The organism is Streptomyces solincola (assembly GCF_002982015.1).
Classification (GTDB): Bacteria; Actinomycetota; Actinomycetes; order Streptomycetales; family Streptomycetaceae; genus Streptomyces; species Streptomyces solincola.
This window is the reverse complement of the sequence record NZ_PVLV01000505.1, coordinates 1-13,997: the sequence shown is the minus strand read 5'-3', so window position 1 is coordinate 13,997 and position 13,997 is coordinate 1. Positions and strand designations below refer to the sequence as shown.

The 13,997-nt window shown below is 75.8% G+C and carries 15 protein-coding genes; 7 read left to right on the top strand and 8 right to left on the bottom strand.

Annotation, left to right across the window (positions count from 1 at the left end):
- Window positions 1-147 precede the first annotated feature (147 nt).
- Window positions 148-783, bottom strand: a complete 636-nt coding sequence (locus C6N75_RS25875) for a TetR/AcrR family transcriptional regulator (protein WP_105871298.1) — start codon at window positions 781-783, stop codon at window positions 148-150.
- 123 nt (window positions 784-906) lie between these two features.
- On the opposite strand from C6N75_RS25875, the gene C6N75_RS25870 reads away from it, so the two are divergent.
- Together C6N75_RS25870 and C6N75_RS25865 are read left to right on the top strand one after the other, a co-directional pair.
- A complete protein-coding gene (locus tag C6N75_RS25870) occupies window positions 907-2,172 on the top strand; it encodes an FAD-dependent monooxygenase (RefSeq protein ID WP_105871297.1) in 1,266 nt (421 codons plus the stop codon).
- Window positions 2,173-2,203: 31 nt separating this feature from the next.
- Window positions 2,204-3,112, top strand: a complete 909-nt coding sequence (locus C6N75_RS25865; RefSeq protein WP_105871296.1) for a Gfo/Idh/MocA family protein — start codon at window positions 2,204-2,206, stop codon at window positions 3,110-3,112.
- Here C6N75_RS25865 and lnt read toward each other — a convergent pair.
- From lnt to C6N75_RS25845, 4 genes are all read right to left on the bottom strand, one after another.
- Window positions 3,109-4,647 carry an apolipoprotein N-acyltransferase gene (lnt, locus tag C6N75_RS25860; protein WP_105871295.1) on the bottom strand — a complete coding sequence of 513 codons (1,539 nt, stop codon included), beginning with the start codon at window positions 4,645-4,647 and terminating at the stop codon, window positions 3,109-3,111. The two genes, C6N75_RS25865 and lnt, sit on opposite strands and share 4 nt — an antisense overlap.
- A 53-nt stretch (window positions 4,648-4,700) precedes the next feature.
- Window positions 4,701-4,916, bottom strand: a complete 216-nt coding sequence (locus C6N75_RS25855) for a hypothetical protein (protein ID WP_105871294.1) — start codon at window positions 4,914-4,916, stop codon at window positions 4,701-4,703.
- Between the two features lie 53 nt (window positions 4,917-4,969).
- Complete coding sequence (gene uppP / locus C6N75_RS25850) at window positions 4,970-5,869, bottom strand: undecaprenyl-diphosphatase UppP (RefSeq protein WP_105871293.1); 900 nt, start codon at window positions 5,867-5,869, stop codon at window positions 4,970-4,972.
- Window positions 5,870-6,041: 172 nt separating this feature from the next.
- On the bottom strand, window positions 6,042-6,827 hold the full coding sequence (locus tag C6N75_RS25845; RefSeq protein ID WP_105871292.1) for a TVP38/TMEM64 family protein: 786 nt from the start codon (window positions 6,825-6,827) through the stop codon (window positions 6,042-6,044).
- Between the two features lie 232 nt (window positions 6,828-7,059).
- Here C6N75_RS25845 and C6N75_RS25840 point away from each other — a divergent pair, with 232 nt between their 5' ends.
- Window positions 7,060-7,896: a spermidine synthase gene (locus C6N75_RS25840; protein WP_407703277.1), complete on the top strand. Its 837-nt coding sequence runs from the start codon at window positions 7,060-7,062 to the stop codon at window positions 7,894-7,896.
- On the opposite strand, the gene C6N75_RS25835 is transcribed toward C6N75_RS25840, so the two are convergent.
- Window positions 7,858-9,252: an MFS transporter gene (locus C6N75_RS25835; protein WP_258177618.1), complete on the bottom strand. Its 1,395-nt coding sequence runs from the start codon at window positions 9,250-9,252 to the stop codon at window positions 7,858-7,860. The genes C6N75_RS25840 and C6N75_RS25835 overlap by 39 nt on opposite strands.
- A gap of 164 nt (window positions 9,253-9,416) precedes the next feature.
- Complete coding sequence (locus C6N75_RS25830; protein ID WP_105871289.1) at window positions 9,417-10,490, bottom strand: hypothetical protein; 1,074 nt, start codon at window positions 10,488-10,490, stop codon at window positions 9,417-9,419.
- Between the two features lie 93 nt (window positions 10,491-10,583).
- Here C6N75_RS25830 and C6N75_RS25825 point away from each other — a divergent pair, with 93 nt between their 5' ends.
- Complete coding sequence (locus tag C6N75_RS25825; RefSeq protein WP_105871288.1) at window positions 10,584-11,036, top strand: DUF4442 domain-containing protein; 453 nt, start codon at window positions 10,584-10,586, stop codon at window positions 11,034-11,036.
- Between the two features lie 94 nt (window positions 11,037-11,130).
- Here the strand turns inward: C6N75_RS25825 and C6N75_RS25820 are convergent, their stop codons facing one another.
- Window positions 11,131-11,667, bottom strand: a complete 537-nt coding sequence (locus tag C6N75_RS25820; RefSeq protein WP_105871287.1) for a gamma carbonic anhydrase family protein — start codon at window positions 11,665-11,667, stop codon at window positions 11,131-11,133.
- 141 nt (window positions 11,668-11,808) lie between these two features.
- Between C6N75_RS25820 and C6N75_RS25815 the strand changes: the two genes are divergently transcribed.
- The 3 genes from C6N75_RS25815 (at window position 11,809) to C6N75_RS25805 (ending at window position 13,961) form a co-directional block, all read left to right on the top strand.
- Window positions 11,809-12,576 carry an acyltransferase gene (locus tag C6N75_RS25815; protein WP_105871286.1) on the top strand — a complete coding sequence of 256 codons (768 nt, stop codon included), beginning with the start codon at window positions 11,809-11,811 and terminating at the stop codon, window positions 12,574-12,576.
- Window positions 12,577-12,732: 156 nt separating this feature from the next.
- Window positions 12,733-13,359, top strand: coding sequence for a helix-turn-helix domain-containing protein (locus tag C6N75_RS25810; protein WP_105871285.1), 627 nt, complete (start codon window positions 12,733-12,735; stop codon window positions 13,357-13,359).
- Window positions 13,360-13,403: 44 nt separating this feature from the next.
- A complete protein-coding gene (locus C6N75_RS25805) occupies window positions 13,404-13,961 on the top strand; it encodes a YbaK/EbsC family protein (protein WP_105871284.1) in 558 nt (185 codons plus the stop codon).
- The last annotated feature ends 36 nt before the right edge of the window (window positions 13,962-13,997 follow it).

Here is a 13,997-nt window from a genome sequence, read left to right as displayed (position 1 = left end):
GCGGGGGAGGGGGGCCCGGGTCCACGGAGACGCAGCCGGCGACGGCCGCCAGCGCCAGCAGGGACAGGGCCTTGGCGGTGGAACTTGCGGTGGAACTCGTTCGTGGCACCCGCCAACTCTGCTGGCAGCGGACGGCTTTCGGCTGCGCTACCCGCGGTTATTGCTCCCCACGGGTGACGGATCGGTCTGGCCGGCGGCCTGGGCCTGTGCCGGGGAGTCCAGCAGCCCGTGCAGCAGTTCGGCGACCCCGGCGCGGATGCCGGCCAGATCCGGGACGGCCGGGTGGAGGGAGCCGACCGCGCAGGCGAACATCATCCCCTCGGCCCAGGCCACCAGGGAGACGGTGTGGCGCTCGGGGTCGGCCGATCCGGCGCCCCGCATCAGGGCGGTCAGCGGCTCCCGGAAGCGGTGCCCCATCGTGTTGTAGTACGCCCGCAGCGCGGGCCGGCGGGTCGCCTCCATGGCCAGCTCGAAGCGGGCCACCAGCAGGTCCCGGTGGTCGGTCAGATAGCGGTGCAGCGTCAGCGCCAGACCGTCCGCCAGCACCGCGCGGCCGCCGTCCGGAGCGGGCATCGCCTCCAGCGCCAGCGCCCGGGCCTCCCGGTCGGCCAGCCGCCGCACCGCTGCCTCGAGCAGCGCCTCACGGGTGCGGGCGTGGTTCGACGTCGAGCCCTGCGGCAGCCCGGCCGCCTCGTCCACCGCCCGGTGGGTCAGCCCGCGCATGCCCCGGTCCACGAGGAGGGCGAGCGCGGTGTCGGCGATCAGCTCGGCACGTGCGGTCATGCGCCCGACCCTACCGGTCGCACTACGGGCGTAGTACGTTGGCGGCGTGCAGGCACTACATCTGTAGTAGCCGCAGGTGTGGCCGTGCCCCGAAGGACGGCCCCGTACGGAGGAGCACCCGCCATGCAGACGTCCCCCGCCCCCGCCCGCGCCGTCATCGCCGGCGGCGGCATCGGCGGGCTGGCCGCCGCCGTCGCCCTGCACCGGCGCGGCTGGCACGTCACCGTCCTGGAACGCGCCGCGTCCCTGGCGCCGGTGGGCGCCGGCATCGGTCTCGCCCCCAACGCGCTGCGCGCCCTGGACGTCATCGGCCTCGGCGACGAGGTCCGGGCGCTCGCCGCCTGGCAGGGCGACGGCGGCCTGCGCACCCCCGCCGGCCGCTGGCTGTCGCGCACCGACGCCCGGGCCGCCGCGAGCCGCTTCGGCGGCCCGCTCGTCCTGCTGCACCGCGCCACCCTGATCGGCCTGCTCGCCGACCGCCTCCCCGACGGGGCGCTGCGCACCGCCTCGCCCGCCGCGCTCGCCGACCGCGGTACCGCCGGCGGCCGGCCGGCCAGGATCACCACTCCCGACGGCGAGCTGGAGGCCGACCTGCTCGTCGCCGCCGACGGCATCGACTCCGCCCTGCGCCCCGCCCTCTTCCCCGGCCACCCCGGCCCCTCCTACACCGGGATGACCACCTGGCGGCTCGTCACCACCGTGCCCGGCCTGTCCTTCGCCCCGCACGAGACCTGGGGCCGCGGCGGCCTGTGGGGCACCCAGCCCATGAAGGACGGCCGGATCTACGCCTATGCCGCCGCGGCCGCCCCCGAGCACGCCCACGCGCCCGACGCCGAGGCCGAACACGCCGAGCTGATGCGCCGCTTCGGCGCCTGGCACCAGCCGATCCCCGAGATCCTCGCCGCCACCCCGGCCGAGGCCGTCCTGCGCCACGACGTCCGCCACCTCGACCGCCCGCTGCCCGCCCACCACCGGGGGCGCACCGCGCTGCTCGGCGACGCCGCCCACGCCATGGCCCCCACCCTCGGGCAGGGCGGCAACCAGGCCATCGAGGACGGCGTGGTCCTCGCCCACCACCTGGCGCCCGGCGCCGACGTGGGCCCCGGGCTCGCCGCGTACTCCGCCGACCGGCTGCCCCGCACCAGCGCCGTCGTCGCCAAGGCGGCCCGTGTCGCCCGGCTCGCCGTCCTCACCAGCGCTCCCGCCGTCGCCGCCCGCGGCGCACTGATGGGCCTGGCCGGCCGGCTCGGCCCCGGCCTGGCGCTGCGCACCTTCGACGGCATCGCCGACTGGCGGCCGCCGGCGCGCCCGTATGCTGACCGGGCACCCGGGCACCCGGGCACCCGGCCGGCCACGCCCCGCACTGACCGGCCCAGCCCGGGGCGGTGACCGGCACCTCGTACCGACAGGGAGCATCCACGTGAAGATCGGCTGCATCGGCCTCGGAGACATCGCCCAGAAGGCGTACCTGCCGGTGCTGTCGGCGCTGCCGGGGGCGGAACTGCACCTGCACACCCGCACCCCGGCCACCCTGGCCCGCACCGCCGACGCGCACCGGGTGCCCGAGGTCGGACGCCACGCCGACCTGGACTCGCTGCTGGCCGCCAAGCCGGACGCCGCCTTCGTGCACGCCCCCACCGCCGTGCACCCCGAGATCGTCACCCGGCTCCTGGACGCCGGCGTGCCCACCTACGTCGACAAGCCGCTCGCCTACGAGTACGCCGACGCCCGCCGGCTGGTGGAACTCGCCGAGCACCGGGCCACCAGCCTCGCCGTCGGCTTCAACCGGCGTCACGCGCCCGGCTACGCCCAGTGCCTGGACCACCCGCGCGATCTGATCCTGCTCCAGAAGAACCGCACCGGCCTGCCCGAGGCGCCCCGCACCCTCGTCCTGGACGACTTCATCCACGTCGTGGACACCCTGCGCTTCCTGCTGCCCGGCCCCGTCGAGCACACCGACGTGCGCGCCCGCCTCGAAGGCGGCCTGCTGCACCATGTGGTGCTCCAGCTCTCCGGCGACGGCTTCACCGCCCTCGGCACCATGAACCGCCGCTCCGGCTCCGCCGAGGAGATCCTGGAGGTCTCCGGCCAGGACACCAAGCGCCAGGTGGTCAACCTCGCCGAGGTCGTCGACCACAAGGGCCAGCCCACCGTGCGGCGGCGCGGCGACTGGGTCCCGGTCGCCCGCCAGCGCGGCATCGAGCAGACCGTGCACGCCTTCCTCGACGCCGTCCGCGCCGGCGAGACCGTCAGCGCCCGCGACGCGCTGGCCACCCACGAGCTGTGCGAGCGGATCGTCCTGGCCTGCCAGGAGCAGACCCCGGTCTAGGGCTGCTGCCTGGTACGAAGGCGTCGCACCGCCGCCCACGCCTCCCCGCCCGCGCCGGCCGCGAGGATGGCGAGCGCCAGGTACACCGGCCAGGGGCCGATGCGGACGTACGGGGTGGCGCCGGCGGCCAGCGGCACCTCGTACACCGCGGCGCCGCTCACCGCCGTGCCGAGCGGCGCGCCGATCCGCCCGCCGTCCGGCCCGTGGACCGTGCTCACCCCGGTCAGGGTGGCGTGCACCATCGGCCGGCCCGTCTCGGCCGCGCGCAGCGCCGCCAGCGACGCGTGCTGCTCCGGGGCCCAGCTCTGCTGGAACGTCGACGTCGCCGACTGCGCCACCAGGACCTGCGCCCCCCGCCGCACCAGCTCCCGGCTCATGTCCGGGAACGCCGTCTCGAAGCAGACCAGCGGACCGATCCGCACATCGGGCCGGCCGCCGCTCCCCGGAAGGTCCATCACCACCGGCCGCGTCCCCCGGCGCCGGTCCTCGCCCGCCGCCTCGCCCACCGAGGTGACCCAGCCCAGCACCGGGCGGAAGGGCACGTACTCGCCGAACGGCACCAGCCGCATCTTGTCGTAGCGCTCGCCGGTCAGCCCGTCCGGCCCCACCAGCACACTGCTCTTGTAGATGCCCGGCCGGTCCGCCCGCCGCGCGTCCACGTTCACCAGCAGCGAGGCCCCGGTCTGCCGGGACAGCCCGGTCAGCCTGCGGGCCGGCTCCGGCCGCGCGGCCAGGTCCGCGCCGACGCTGCTCTCGCCCCACACCACCAGGTCCACACCCCGTCCGGCCAGCTTCCGGGTCAGCTCCTCCTCCCGGGCGAACCGCGCCCCGGCGCCGTGGATCACCCCCGGCTGCACCACCGCCACCCGGACCGACCCGGCCGGCTCCGGAACGGCGGCGAACCGGCTCACCGCGAGCCCGGCCAGGGCGAACGCCATCAGCGCCGCCAGTCCCGTCCGCCGCCACCGGGCGCCCGCCAGCAGCAGCGCCACCGCCGTGTTCACCGCCACCACCAGCAGCGACAGGAACCACACCCCGCCCACCGACGCCAGCTTCAGCGCCCCGGGCACCTGCCACTGGCTCGCGCCCAGCAGCCCCCACGGCCCGCCCAGCCCCTGCCAGGACCGCGCCAGCTCCACCACCAGCCAGCCCGCCGGCACCACCGCGACCGCCGCCAGGGCGCGGGCGGGAGACCCGGTCAGCATCCGGTGCGCCAGCCACCCCCACGGCGCCCACAGCAGCCCCAGCAGCGCGGCCAGCAGCACGATGAAGACGTGCAGGTTCGGCACCAGCCAGTGGTGCGCCGCCAGCATGAAGCCGGCTCCGCCCAGCCAGCCGTCGTACGCGGCCCGCCGCCCGTCACGGGCGGTGCGCAGCAGCAGCAGCCAGGGCGCGAGCGCCACGTACGCGAACCACCACAGCGCCGGCGCCGGGAACGCGAGCGCCGGCAGCGCCCCCGCGACCAGCGCCGCGGCGCCCCGCCACCCGCGCGACTCCAGCCGCCGGCCCGTCCCGGCCGCGAAGGCCCCTCCCATCGGCACACCTCCTCGCCCGCCCCAGGTGGCCCGCACGTGCCGACCCGAAACGTTCAGGCGGCCTCGAAGTGGTGCGCCCGGCCGCCGCGCCACTCGACCAGGTGCGGGTCGTCCAGCGCGATGTCCGCCTCGTCCAGGCCGGCCCGGCGCAGGAACTCCACCAGGTCGGCGTCATCGTGCGCGAGTCCCGCGATCTGCCCGCGGATGGTGACGCGCCGGCCGCCGCCGGGGGAGGGGCGGTGGACGACGACGGGTGCCTGCCAAGCCATGCGTCCAGGGTGCGTCGCGCCGCCCAAGATCGCACAGCCTGCCGGCGACCGGATCAGCCCGCCGACTCGCCCGCGTGCGGACTGAGCACGCCCATCCCGACCAGAGCGAAGATCAGCACGCCCAGCAGCACCCGGTAGATCACGAACGGCATGAAACTGCGGGTGGTGATGAACTTCATGAACCACGCGATCACGGCATATCCGACAAGGAACGCGACAACGGTCGCGAAGGCCGTCGGCGCCCAGGCCACGTGCCCGCCCTCGGCGGCCTCCTTCAGCTCGAACAGCCCCGATGCCAGCACCGCCGGAATGGCCAGCAGGAACGAGTAGCGGGCGGCCGACTCACGGGTGTAGCTCATCAGCAGGCCGCCGCTGATCGTCGCGCCCGACCGGGACACGCCCGGGATCAGCGCCATCGCCTGGCACACCCCGAAGACCAGCCCGTCCTTCACGCTCAGGTCCCGCAGCGTCTTCTGCTCGCGCGCGGCCCGGTGCCGTCCGCCCTGCTCGGCCCCGGCCGCGGCGCCCTGCTCGACCCGGGACGCCAGCCGGTCGGCGAAGCCCAGCACCAGACCCATCACGATCAGAGTGGTCGCGGTCAGCCGCAGATCGCGGAACGGCCCCTCGATGTGGTCCTTCAGGGTGAGGCCCAGCACGCCGATGGGGATCGAGCCGACGATCACCAGCCAGCCCATCTGCGCGTCGTGGTCCGAGCGCATCGCCCGGTCGGTCAGCGACCGGAACCAGGCCGACACGATCCGCCCGATGTCCTTGCGGAAGTAGATCAGCACGGCGGCCTCCGTGCCGATCTGGGTGATCGCCGTGAACGCCGCGCCCGGGTCGTCCCACCCGGCGAACGCCGCGGTCAGCCGCAGGTGCGCGCTGGACGAGATGGGCAGGAACTCCGTCAGCCCCTGGACGAGCCCGAGGATGAGCGATTCGAACCAATTCATGGAGCTGGGGCCGTCCCGGATGTCAGCGTGCGGTCAGATGGCGTGGTCCGGCGGGGACGTCGATCACCTCCGGCCGGACCGGGGCAGGGTACCGGCCCCAGGTGAATGGACGGCTGCGCCCGGCCGACCCGCAGGTGGCCGGAAGGGGCCCGGCCGGTGCGGGCCGGCCGGCTCAGCGCCGCCCCGCGCCCACCGGCTCCGGCGCGGCGCCCGCCGCCTCCACGGGTCCCGCCCCGGCCGCCGGGGCGGCGGCGGCCCGGTTGCCGAGCCGGTGCCGCTTGCACCAGGCGACGACGGCCCCGCTCGCGCCGGTCAGCACGATGAAGCCGGCCGCGACCAGGAAGACCGGGGAGGTCGGCGAGGCGGCCTGGCTGCCGGCCACCACGTACGCGGCGGTGTTGGGCACCGACCCGATCCCGGTGGCCAGCAGGAACGGCGCGTACCCCATCCGGGAGACCGCCGCGCAGTAGTTGGCCGCCGCGAACGGCACGCCGGGGAACAGCCGCAGCGCCAGCATGGAGCGGAAGCCGTGCCGGCTGAGCTGCCCGTCCGCCGCGGTCAGCCACCGGCCCTTCACCAGCGGCCGCAGCGCGTCCTGGCCCAGCGTCCGGCCCAGCGCGAAGGCGATCCCGGCGCCCAGCACCGTCCCGCCGACCGCCGCGCCCAGCCCGGCGTACGCGCCGAACAGCGCGCCTGCCGCCAGGTTCAGCAGCGGCCGCGGGACGAACGCCGCGGTGCACAGGCCGTACGCGAGGCCGAACAGCGCCACCGCGCCCGCGCCGTTCATCCGCACCGGCCAGCCGTCCGCCAGCACTCTCTGCGGCTCGAAGAGGACGACGGCCAGCGCGGCGCAGGCGAGCACCAGCACCAGCAGGGACAGCCGGGCGTAGGGCGAGGCCAGCACCCGGGAGAAGCGGAGGGCAAGACCGGCCTGGGGGGTGGGGACGGGCTCGAACATTCGGGGAGAGTAACCGACATCGCGGGGTGTACGCCGTAATCCGTGCCTCACTCGGCGGACCGCCCCCGCCGCCAAGGGCCTTGGCCCGAGCGCCGCGCGGAGCCCTGACCAGGCGACGACCTGCCGATCCGTCAGCATCGCCGCCCACCCCGACCGGCGTGGCAGAAAACCGATCCGCCGTCCGGGTGACGGGACTCACCGGCGGCCGGGGGACACTGGACGGGTGACCGAGATGCTGCCCGTCCTCGCCGCCACCGACCACGGCACCGCGAAACTCATGCCCGACGTCGACCGCGCACGGGCCTGGCTGCTGACCGTCGACGGCGCACCCCAGTCCTACGTGGACCTCGACGACCCCGCCCACCTGGAGTTCGAGTACGCCCGGCGGCTCGCCCTGGCCGTCGACTGCGCCGCGCCCGGCGACGGCCCGCTGGACGTCGTCCACCTCGGCGGCGGAGCGCTCTCCCTGCCCCGGCGCACCGCGGCCGTGCGGCCCGGCTCCCGCCAGCACGTGGTGGAGGCCGACGGCGGTCTGATCGCGCTGGTCGCCGAGCACCTGCCACTGCCCCCCGACACCGGCATCACCGTCCACCACGCCGACGCCCGCGCCTGGCTGGAACAGGCGCCCGCCGGCTCGGCGGACGTCCTGGTCGCCGACGTCTTCGGCGGCTCCCGGGTCCCCGCCCACCTCACCACGCTGCCCTACGCCCGGGCCGCCGCGCGGCTGCTGCGCCCCGACGGGGTGTACGTCGCCAACCTGGCCGACGGCGCGCCGTTCGCCTTCCTCCGCTCCCAGCTCGCCACGTTCGCCGCCGTCCTCCCCGAGCTGGCGCTGATCGCCGAGCCGGGCGTGCTGCGCGGCCGGCGGTTCGGCAACGCGGTGCTGGTCGCCTCACGCGGCCCGCTGGACACCGCCGCCCTCGCCCGCCGCGCCGCCGCCGACGCCTTCCCGGCCCGCGTCGAACACGGCGCGGCGCTGACCCGGTTCACCGCCGGCGCGGCCGCGGTGCGGGACGAGGACGCCGTCCCCTCACCCGCGCCGCCCGACGGGGCGTTCGGCATCGGCTGACCCGTCCCTCGGCGCGCCCGGCCGCCGTGCGGACGCGGCGGACCCCGACGCCTCCGGGCCGTCGGCGGGCGGGGGCACCGCGGGGCCCGCGCCGCCGAGGCCCTCGGCGGGCGGCACCGCGCCGGCCGGCGGCGCGCCCTGGGCGGGACCGGTGACCGGGCCGCCGTCCCCGGAGCCGTCGGCCGCCTCCGTACGCCGGGTCAGGCCGCGTACGTCCGGCACCAGCAGCACCAGCGACGTGACCAGCACGATCAGGCCTGCGCACCCCCACAGCGCGGCCGGCCGGCCCAGCAGCGACTCGGCCGGCCCGGCCAGCGCGGTGGACAGCGGCAGCATCGCCGTCGAGCCGAACCAGTCGTACGCGGCCACCCGGGACAGCTTCTCCTCCGGGATCTCCTGGTGCAGCGCGGTCATCCAGGCCACCCCGAAGGTCTCCAGCGCCACCCCGCAGACGAACATCGCCGCCACCAGGCCGCCCACCGGCAGCGGCACCGCCAGCGCCGCCGAGGGCAGTGCCAGCGGGAAGACGCACACCGTGCCCACCAGCAGCATCCGGTGCGGCTTCCAGCGGATCGCCACCACCGCCCCGACCAGGGTGCCCGCGCCGAACGCGGCCAGCGCCAGCCCCCACGGCCGGGCGCCGCCCAGGTGCTCCTGGGCGACCAGCGGCCCGTACACCGACTCGGACGCGCCGACGACCGCCACCACCACCGAGAACTGGGCGATGATCGACCACAGCCAGGGGCGCCCGGTGACCTCCCGCCAGCCCTCGCGCAGATCGTGCACCAGCCCGCCGCCGGCGGGCCGCTTCGCCAGGTGACCGACGTCCAGGAAGGCCCGCAGCGCTCCGGCCACCGCGAAGGCCAGCGCGTCCACGGCCAGCACCCAGCCGGGCCCGACCGCCGCCACCATCGCGCCGCCCAGGGCCGCGCCGCCGATGCCGGAACTGCTCATCGCCATCCGGAACACCGCGAAGGCGCGGTGCGCCTGCGGGCCCTGGACGCTGGAGAGCAGCATCCCCTCGGCGGCAGGGCTGAAGAACGCCTGCCCGGTGCCGCCGAGCGCGGTGAGCACCATCATCTGCCACAGCCGCGGTTCGCCGGCCAGCACCAGGGCGGCGAACGCGCCCTGGGACGCGCAGTTGAGGGCGTTGGCCGCCACCATCACCCGGTGCCGGGGCAACCGGTCCGCGATCGCGCCGCCGACCAGCAGGAACAGCACCAGCGGCACCGTCCGGGCAGCGGCCACCAGACCGACGTCGCCGCCGTCCCCGCCGGCCTCCAGCACCGCGAACGCGGCGGCGATCAGCGCGCCGTGGCTGCCCAGGCCGGTGATGACGGCGGCGGCGGTCAGCAGGGTGTAGTTCCGCCCCGCCCACCGCGGGCGGCGCCTGCCCGGGCGGAGCCGGAAGCGGTGGGCTGGGACGGGGGCCTTTGGGGCGTCGGAGCTTCTCACTTCAGGACTGTCCCCGCCGGCGCGCCCGTTCGCCAACCGTTTTTCCGCCGGCCGGCCTCCGGCGGTCAGGAACCGGAGCCGGCGAGCCGCACCGTGCCGAGGATCTTCTGGATCGTCGCGTCGTCCAGCTCGTCCGGGATGCCGGCGTTGGCGTACAGCAGCCAGATCGCGAAGTCGCCGTTCGCGTTCTTGAAGGCGAACGCGATGGACTTGCCGTCCGTGTCGCACTTGCCTTCCTTCTTGGTGCCCTTGGCGGTGGCCGTGGCGACGTGGCCGGTGAGGCCGGAGGCGGTGGTGTACGCCTTGGCCTCGGTGACCTTCACGGTGCCCTTGGGCTCGGTCTGCGCGTAGCCCGCCCACACCCAGTCAGCGGCGGCGACCCGGGCGGCCTCGGCGGTGTCCTTGGCGCCCTGGGCCCCCTTGGTGCCGGTCATGGCCAGACCGTTCTCGTCCTCGCGTCCGGTCTTGGGATCGTTGGTGACGCACCAGCGTCCCTTGTACTCGGCCGGCGCGCTCATGACGACGGCCGGGGAGCCGTCGCCCTTCTTCTCGTCCTCGAAGCCGACCGACGTGCCGGCGCCCAGCACCTCCCAGTCGCCCGGGACGTCGAACTGGGCCTCGCGCTTGGGGTTGTAGACGACCTTCCAGCCCTCGATCGTGGGCTTGGCGGTCGATCCGCCGCGCGGGTTGTCCACCGGCGCGGAGCTCTTCTCGGCCGGCTTCGAGGAGGCGCTCTTGGACGGCTTGGCGTCCGTGCCGCCGCCGGCGACCGGCTGGCCCTCGTCCTTGCCCAGCACCAGGTAGCCGGTGACGCCCGCCGTCACCAGCACCGCGAGCGCGGCGACGACCGCGGTGACGACGGTCTTGCGCCGCTCGTTCCCGCCGCCGGGCTGCGGCGGTCCGGCCAGCCCGGGCGTCGGCACCGTCGGCTGCTGGTACGGGTTCGACTGCCCCTGCCCGTACGCCGACGGGTGGCCGTAACCCGGCTGCGTCGGCTGCTGGTACGGATTGGGCTGCTGGTACCCCGGCTGCTGGTACGGGTTCTGTCCCTGCGGAGTCGGCCCCTGCGGGGTCTGCCCCTGAGGGTTCTGGTCCTGCGGGTTCTGCTCGCCCCCGGGCGGCTGCTGTCCTGGCCACATGGCCGCCAACCATAGAGGGGCGGGGTGAGGGCTGCCACGCCCGCCCCCGGGCACCCGGTTCCCCCGCTGGCTACTCCCTGGTAACTTCGGGCCATGTCCGACACCCAGCCGAACATCGGCGAGATGCTGCTGGCCACCGTCCCCATGGCCAAGACCCTGAACCTGGAGGTCGTCGAGGCGACCGCCGACCGCGCGGTGCTCCGCCTCCCCGACCAGCCCGACTTCCACAACCACGTCGGCGGCCCGCACGCCGGGGCCATGTTCACCCTCGCCGAGTCCGCGAGCGGCGCCATCGTCATCGGCGCCTTCGCCGACCAGCTCGGCCGTGCCGTGCCGCTCGCCGTCAAGGCCGATATCGGCTACCGGAAGCTCGCCATGGGCGCCGTCACGGCCACCGCCACCCTCGGCCGCACCAAGGCCGAGGTGGTCGCCGAACTCGACGCCGGTCAGCGTCCCGAGTTCCCGGTGCACATCGCCATCACCCGGGAGGACGGCGCCGTCACCGGCGAGATGACCATCGTCTGGACCCTGCGCCCGCAGAGCTGACCCGCGGGCCGCCCCCGCACCCCTGCCGGACGCGGGGCGGCCCGGCCGCCTGCCCCGCCGCCCAACGCGGGGGCGGCCCGGCCGCCGGGTACCGCTAGTCCGCCTCCCGCGCCGCCTGGGCGTGCGCCTTCGACAGCTCCAGGTACATCGCGGCGTTGAGCTTGATGCCCTCGCGCTCCTCCGCCGTCAGCTCGCGCCGCACCTTCGCCGGCACGCCCGCGACCAGCGAACCCGGCGGCACCTGCATCCCCTGCGGCACCAGCGCCTGCGCGGCCACCAGCGAACCCGCCCCGATCCGGGCCCCGTTGAGCACGGTCGCGCCCATGCCCACCAGCACGTCGTCCTCCACCGTGCAGCCGTGCAGCACCGCGTTGTGCCCGACCGAGACCCGCTCGCCCACCGTCACGGGGAAGCCCGGGTCGACATGGACCGTGCAGTTGTCCTGGATGTTGCTGTCCGCGCCCAGCACGATCGGGCCGCAGTCGCCCCGCAGCACCGCGTGGTACCAGACGCTCGACCCGGCCGCCATCGTCACCTCGCCGACCACCACGGAGGTCGGCGCCGCGAACGCCTCCGGATGCACGTCCGGACGCTTGCCGCCCACTCCGGTGATCAACGCCCGCTCTGCCATCGCCGCTCCTCGCTCGTCTCCGCTGGTGTCCTTCGCGCCGATGTCGAACCGTAGGCGACGCCCCGGCCGGACCGGGCGGTGGGGCGAACGTCACAGGTTCCCGCAGGGACCGCCCGGCGGGCGGGCGACTACCGTGACGGAGTGCCGAAGAACAGAAACACGTTCTCATCCCTGGCCGCCTGGCGGCGCCGCGCGGTGACCCGGGCGGTGCACGGCGGCTGGCGTCTGGTCCAGCAGGCGGGCGCGGTCACCGCGGACCGCCCGGGCAGGCTGCGGTTCCGCCGGATCGGCGCCGGCACCCGGCTGGCCTTCCCGCAGGGCACCGTCTTCGGCGAACGGTGGATCGAGCTGGGCGCGTGCTGCATCATCGCCGAGCAGGTCACCCTCACCGCCGGCATGCTGCCGGACCTGGACCTGGGCCCCGACCCGGTGGTCACCCTCGGCGACGGCGTCGTCCTCGGCCGCGGCAGCCACGTCGTCGCCGACGCCCCGGTACACATCGGCGCCGACACCTTCTGCGGCCCGTACGTCTACATCACCTCCACCAACCACAGCTACGACGACCCGGACGAGCCGGTCGGCCGCCAGTGGCCGCGGTCCGCGCCGGTGGAGATCGGCCCCGGCTGCTGGCTCGGCACCGGCGCGGTGATCCTGCCCGGCGCGCGGCTCGGCCGGAACGTGGTCGTGGCCGCGGGCGCGGTGGTCCGAGGCGAGGTGCCCGACCACACGGTGGTCGCCGGCGCGCCCGCCCGGCCGGTACGCCACTACGACCCGGCGCTCGGCTGGCAGCCGCCGATCCGCACCCCCGCGCCGGTGCCGCTGCCGGAGCACGTCACGGCCGCCCAGCTCGCGGCTCTGGCCGGACTGCCCGCGGACCTCGCCGAACCGCAACCGCAACCGCAGGGGTAGCGGTAGCCGCAGTCGTCGCGGGCGGCCCTCGCGGCCGTGCGGACCGCCCGCCGGGCGGGCGGCGGCGCGCAGTAGAGTTCCCGGGGCACGGGCCCCAGGCCCACAGGCATCCAAGGCCCCAGGCCCCCAAGCCCCCAGGCTCTCCCAGGACGGAACGTGCCGGACCTCGACCAGCTCACCCAGTCGCTCGCACGCAACCTCCGACGGTGGCGGGGCGAGCGGGGGTTCACCCTCGACGTGCTCGCCGCCCGGGCCGGCGTCAGCCGCGGCATGATCATCGGAATCGAGCAGGCCCGCACCAACCCCAGCGTCGGCACCACCGTGAAGCTCGCCGACGCCCTGGGCGTCTCCATCGCCGTCCTGCTCGACCAGGAACCAGGGCCGCGGGTGCGGCTGGTGCCGGCGGGCGAGACGGTACGGATGTGGTCCACCCCCGGCGGCAGCAGCGGCATCCTGCTGGTCGGCACCGAGGCCAGCGGCGTGCCGATGGAGCTGATGGCCTGGACGCTCGCCCCCGGCGAGGGCTCGGTCTCCGACCCGCACCCCGAGGGCACCACCGAACTGCTGCACGTCACCGCGGGCGTCCTCACCCTGGTGGCGGACGGCGTGGAGTACCCGGTGCCCGCCGGGACCTCCGCGGTCCTGGTCTCGGACGTCCCGCACGCGTACCGCAACGACGGCGACCAGACGGTGCTGATGACGCTCGCCTCGGCCATCCCCCCGGTCCGCTTCACCTCCGACGCCCTGCGCACCCCCGCGCACCGCTCCGCGCCCGGGTCCTGAGACGTCCCGCCGCACACCGCACGGGCGTTGCTACGTTGCGGGTCATGCAGGCACCCCTCGGGAACTTCCCGCACGCCGACCCCGCCCCCGACGTGCTCGACCAGCTCACCGCGCCCGTCGCCGACGCGTTCCGCGCCTGGCGCGGCAGCGTCCCCGCCGGGCAACTGCTGTACGTCGACACGGACCCCGACCTCGCCGACACCGCTGTCTTCGCCGAGCACTACGGCCCCGGTCTCCTCGACGCCTCCGCCAACTGCGTGGTCGTCGCCGGCAAGCGCGGCGGTGAGACGACCCTCGCCGCCTGCCTGGTCCTCTCCCGCAGCCTGGTGGACGTCAACGGGGCGGTGCGCCGCCGCCTGGGCGCGCGCAAGGCGTCGTTCGCGCCGCGCGAGACGGCGACCGGCGAGACCGGCATGGAGTACGGCGGCATCACCCCGATCGGGCTGCCGGCCGCCTGGCCGCTGCTGATCGACCCCGCCGTGGTGGACACCGCCTGGGTGCTGATCGGCAGCGGCCGGCGCCGCGGCAAGCTCATCGTGCCCGGCAAGGCGCTCGCCGACCTGCCCGGCGCCGAACTCGTCGAGGGCCTCGGCACCGGCTGAGCCCGCCGGCTCTCCCGGCGCGCGATCGGCCGGGCC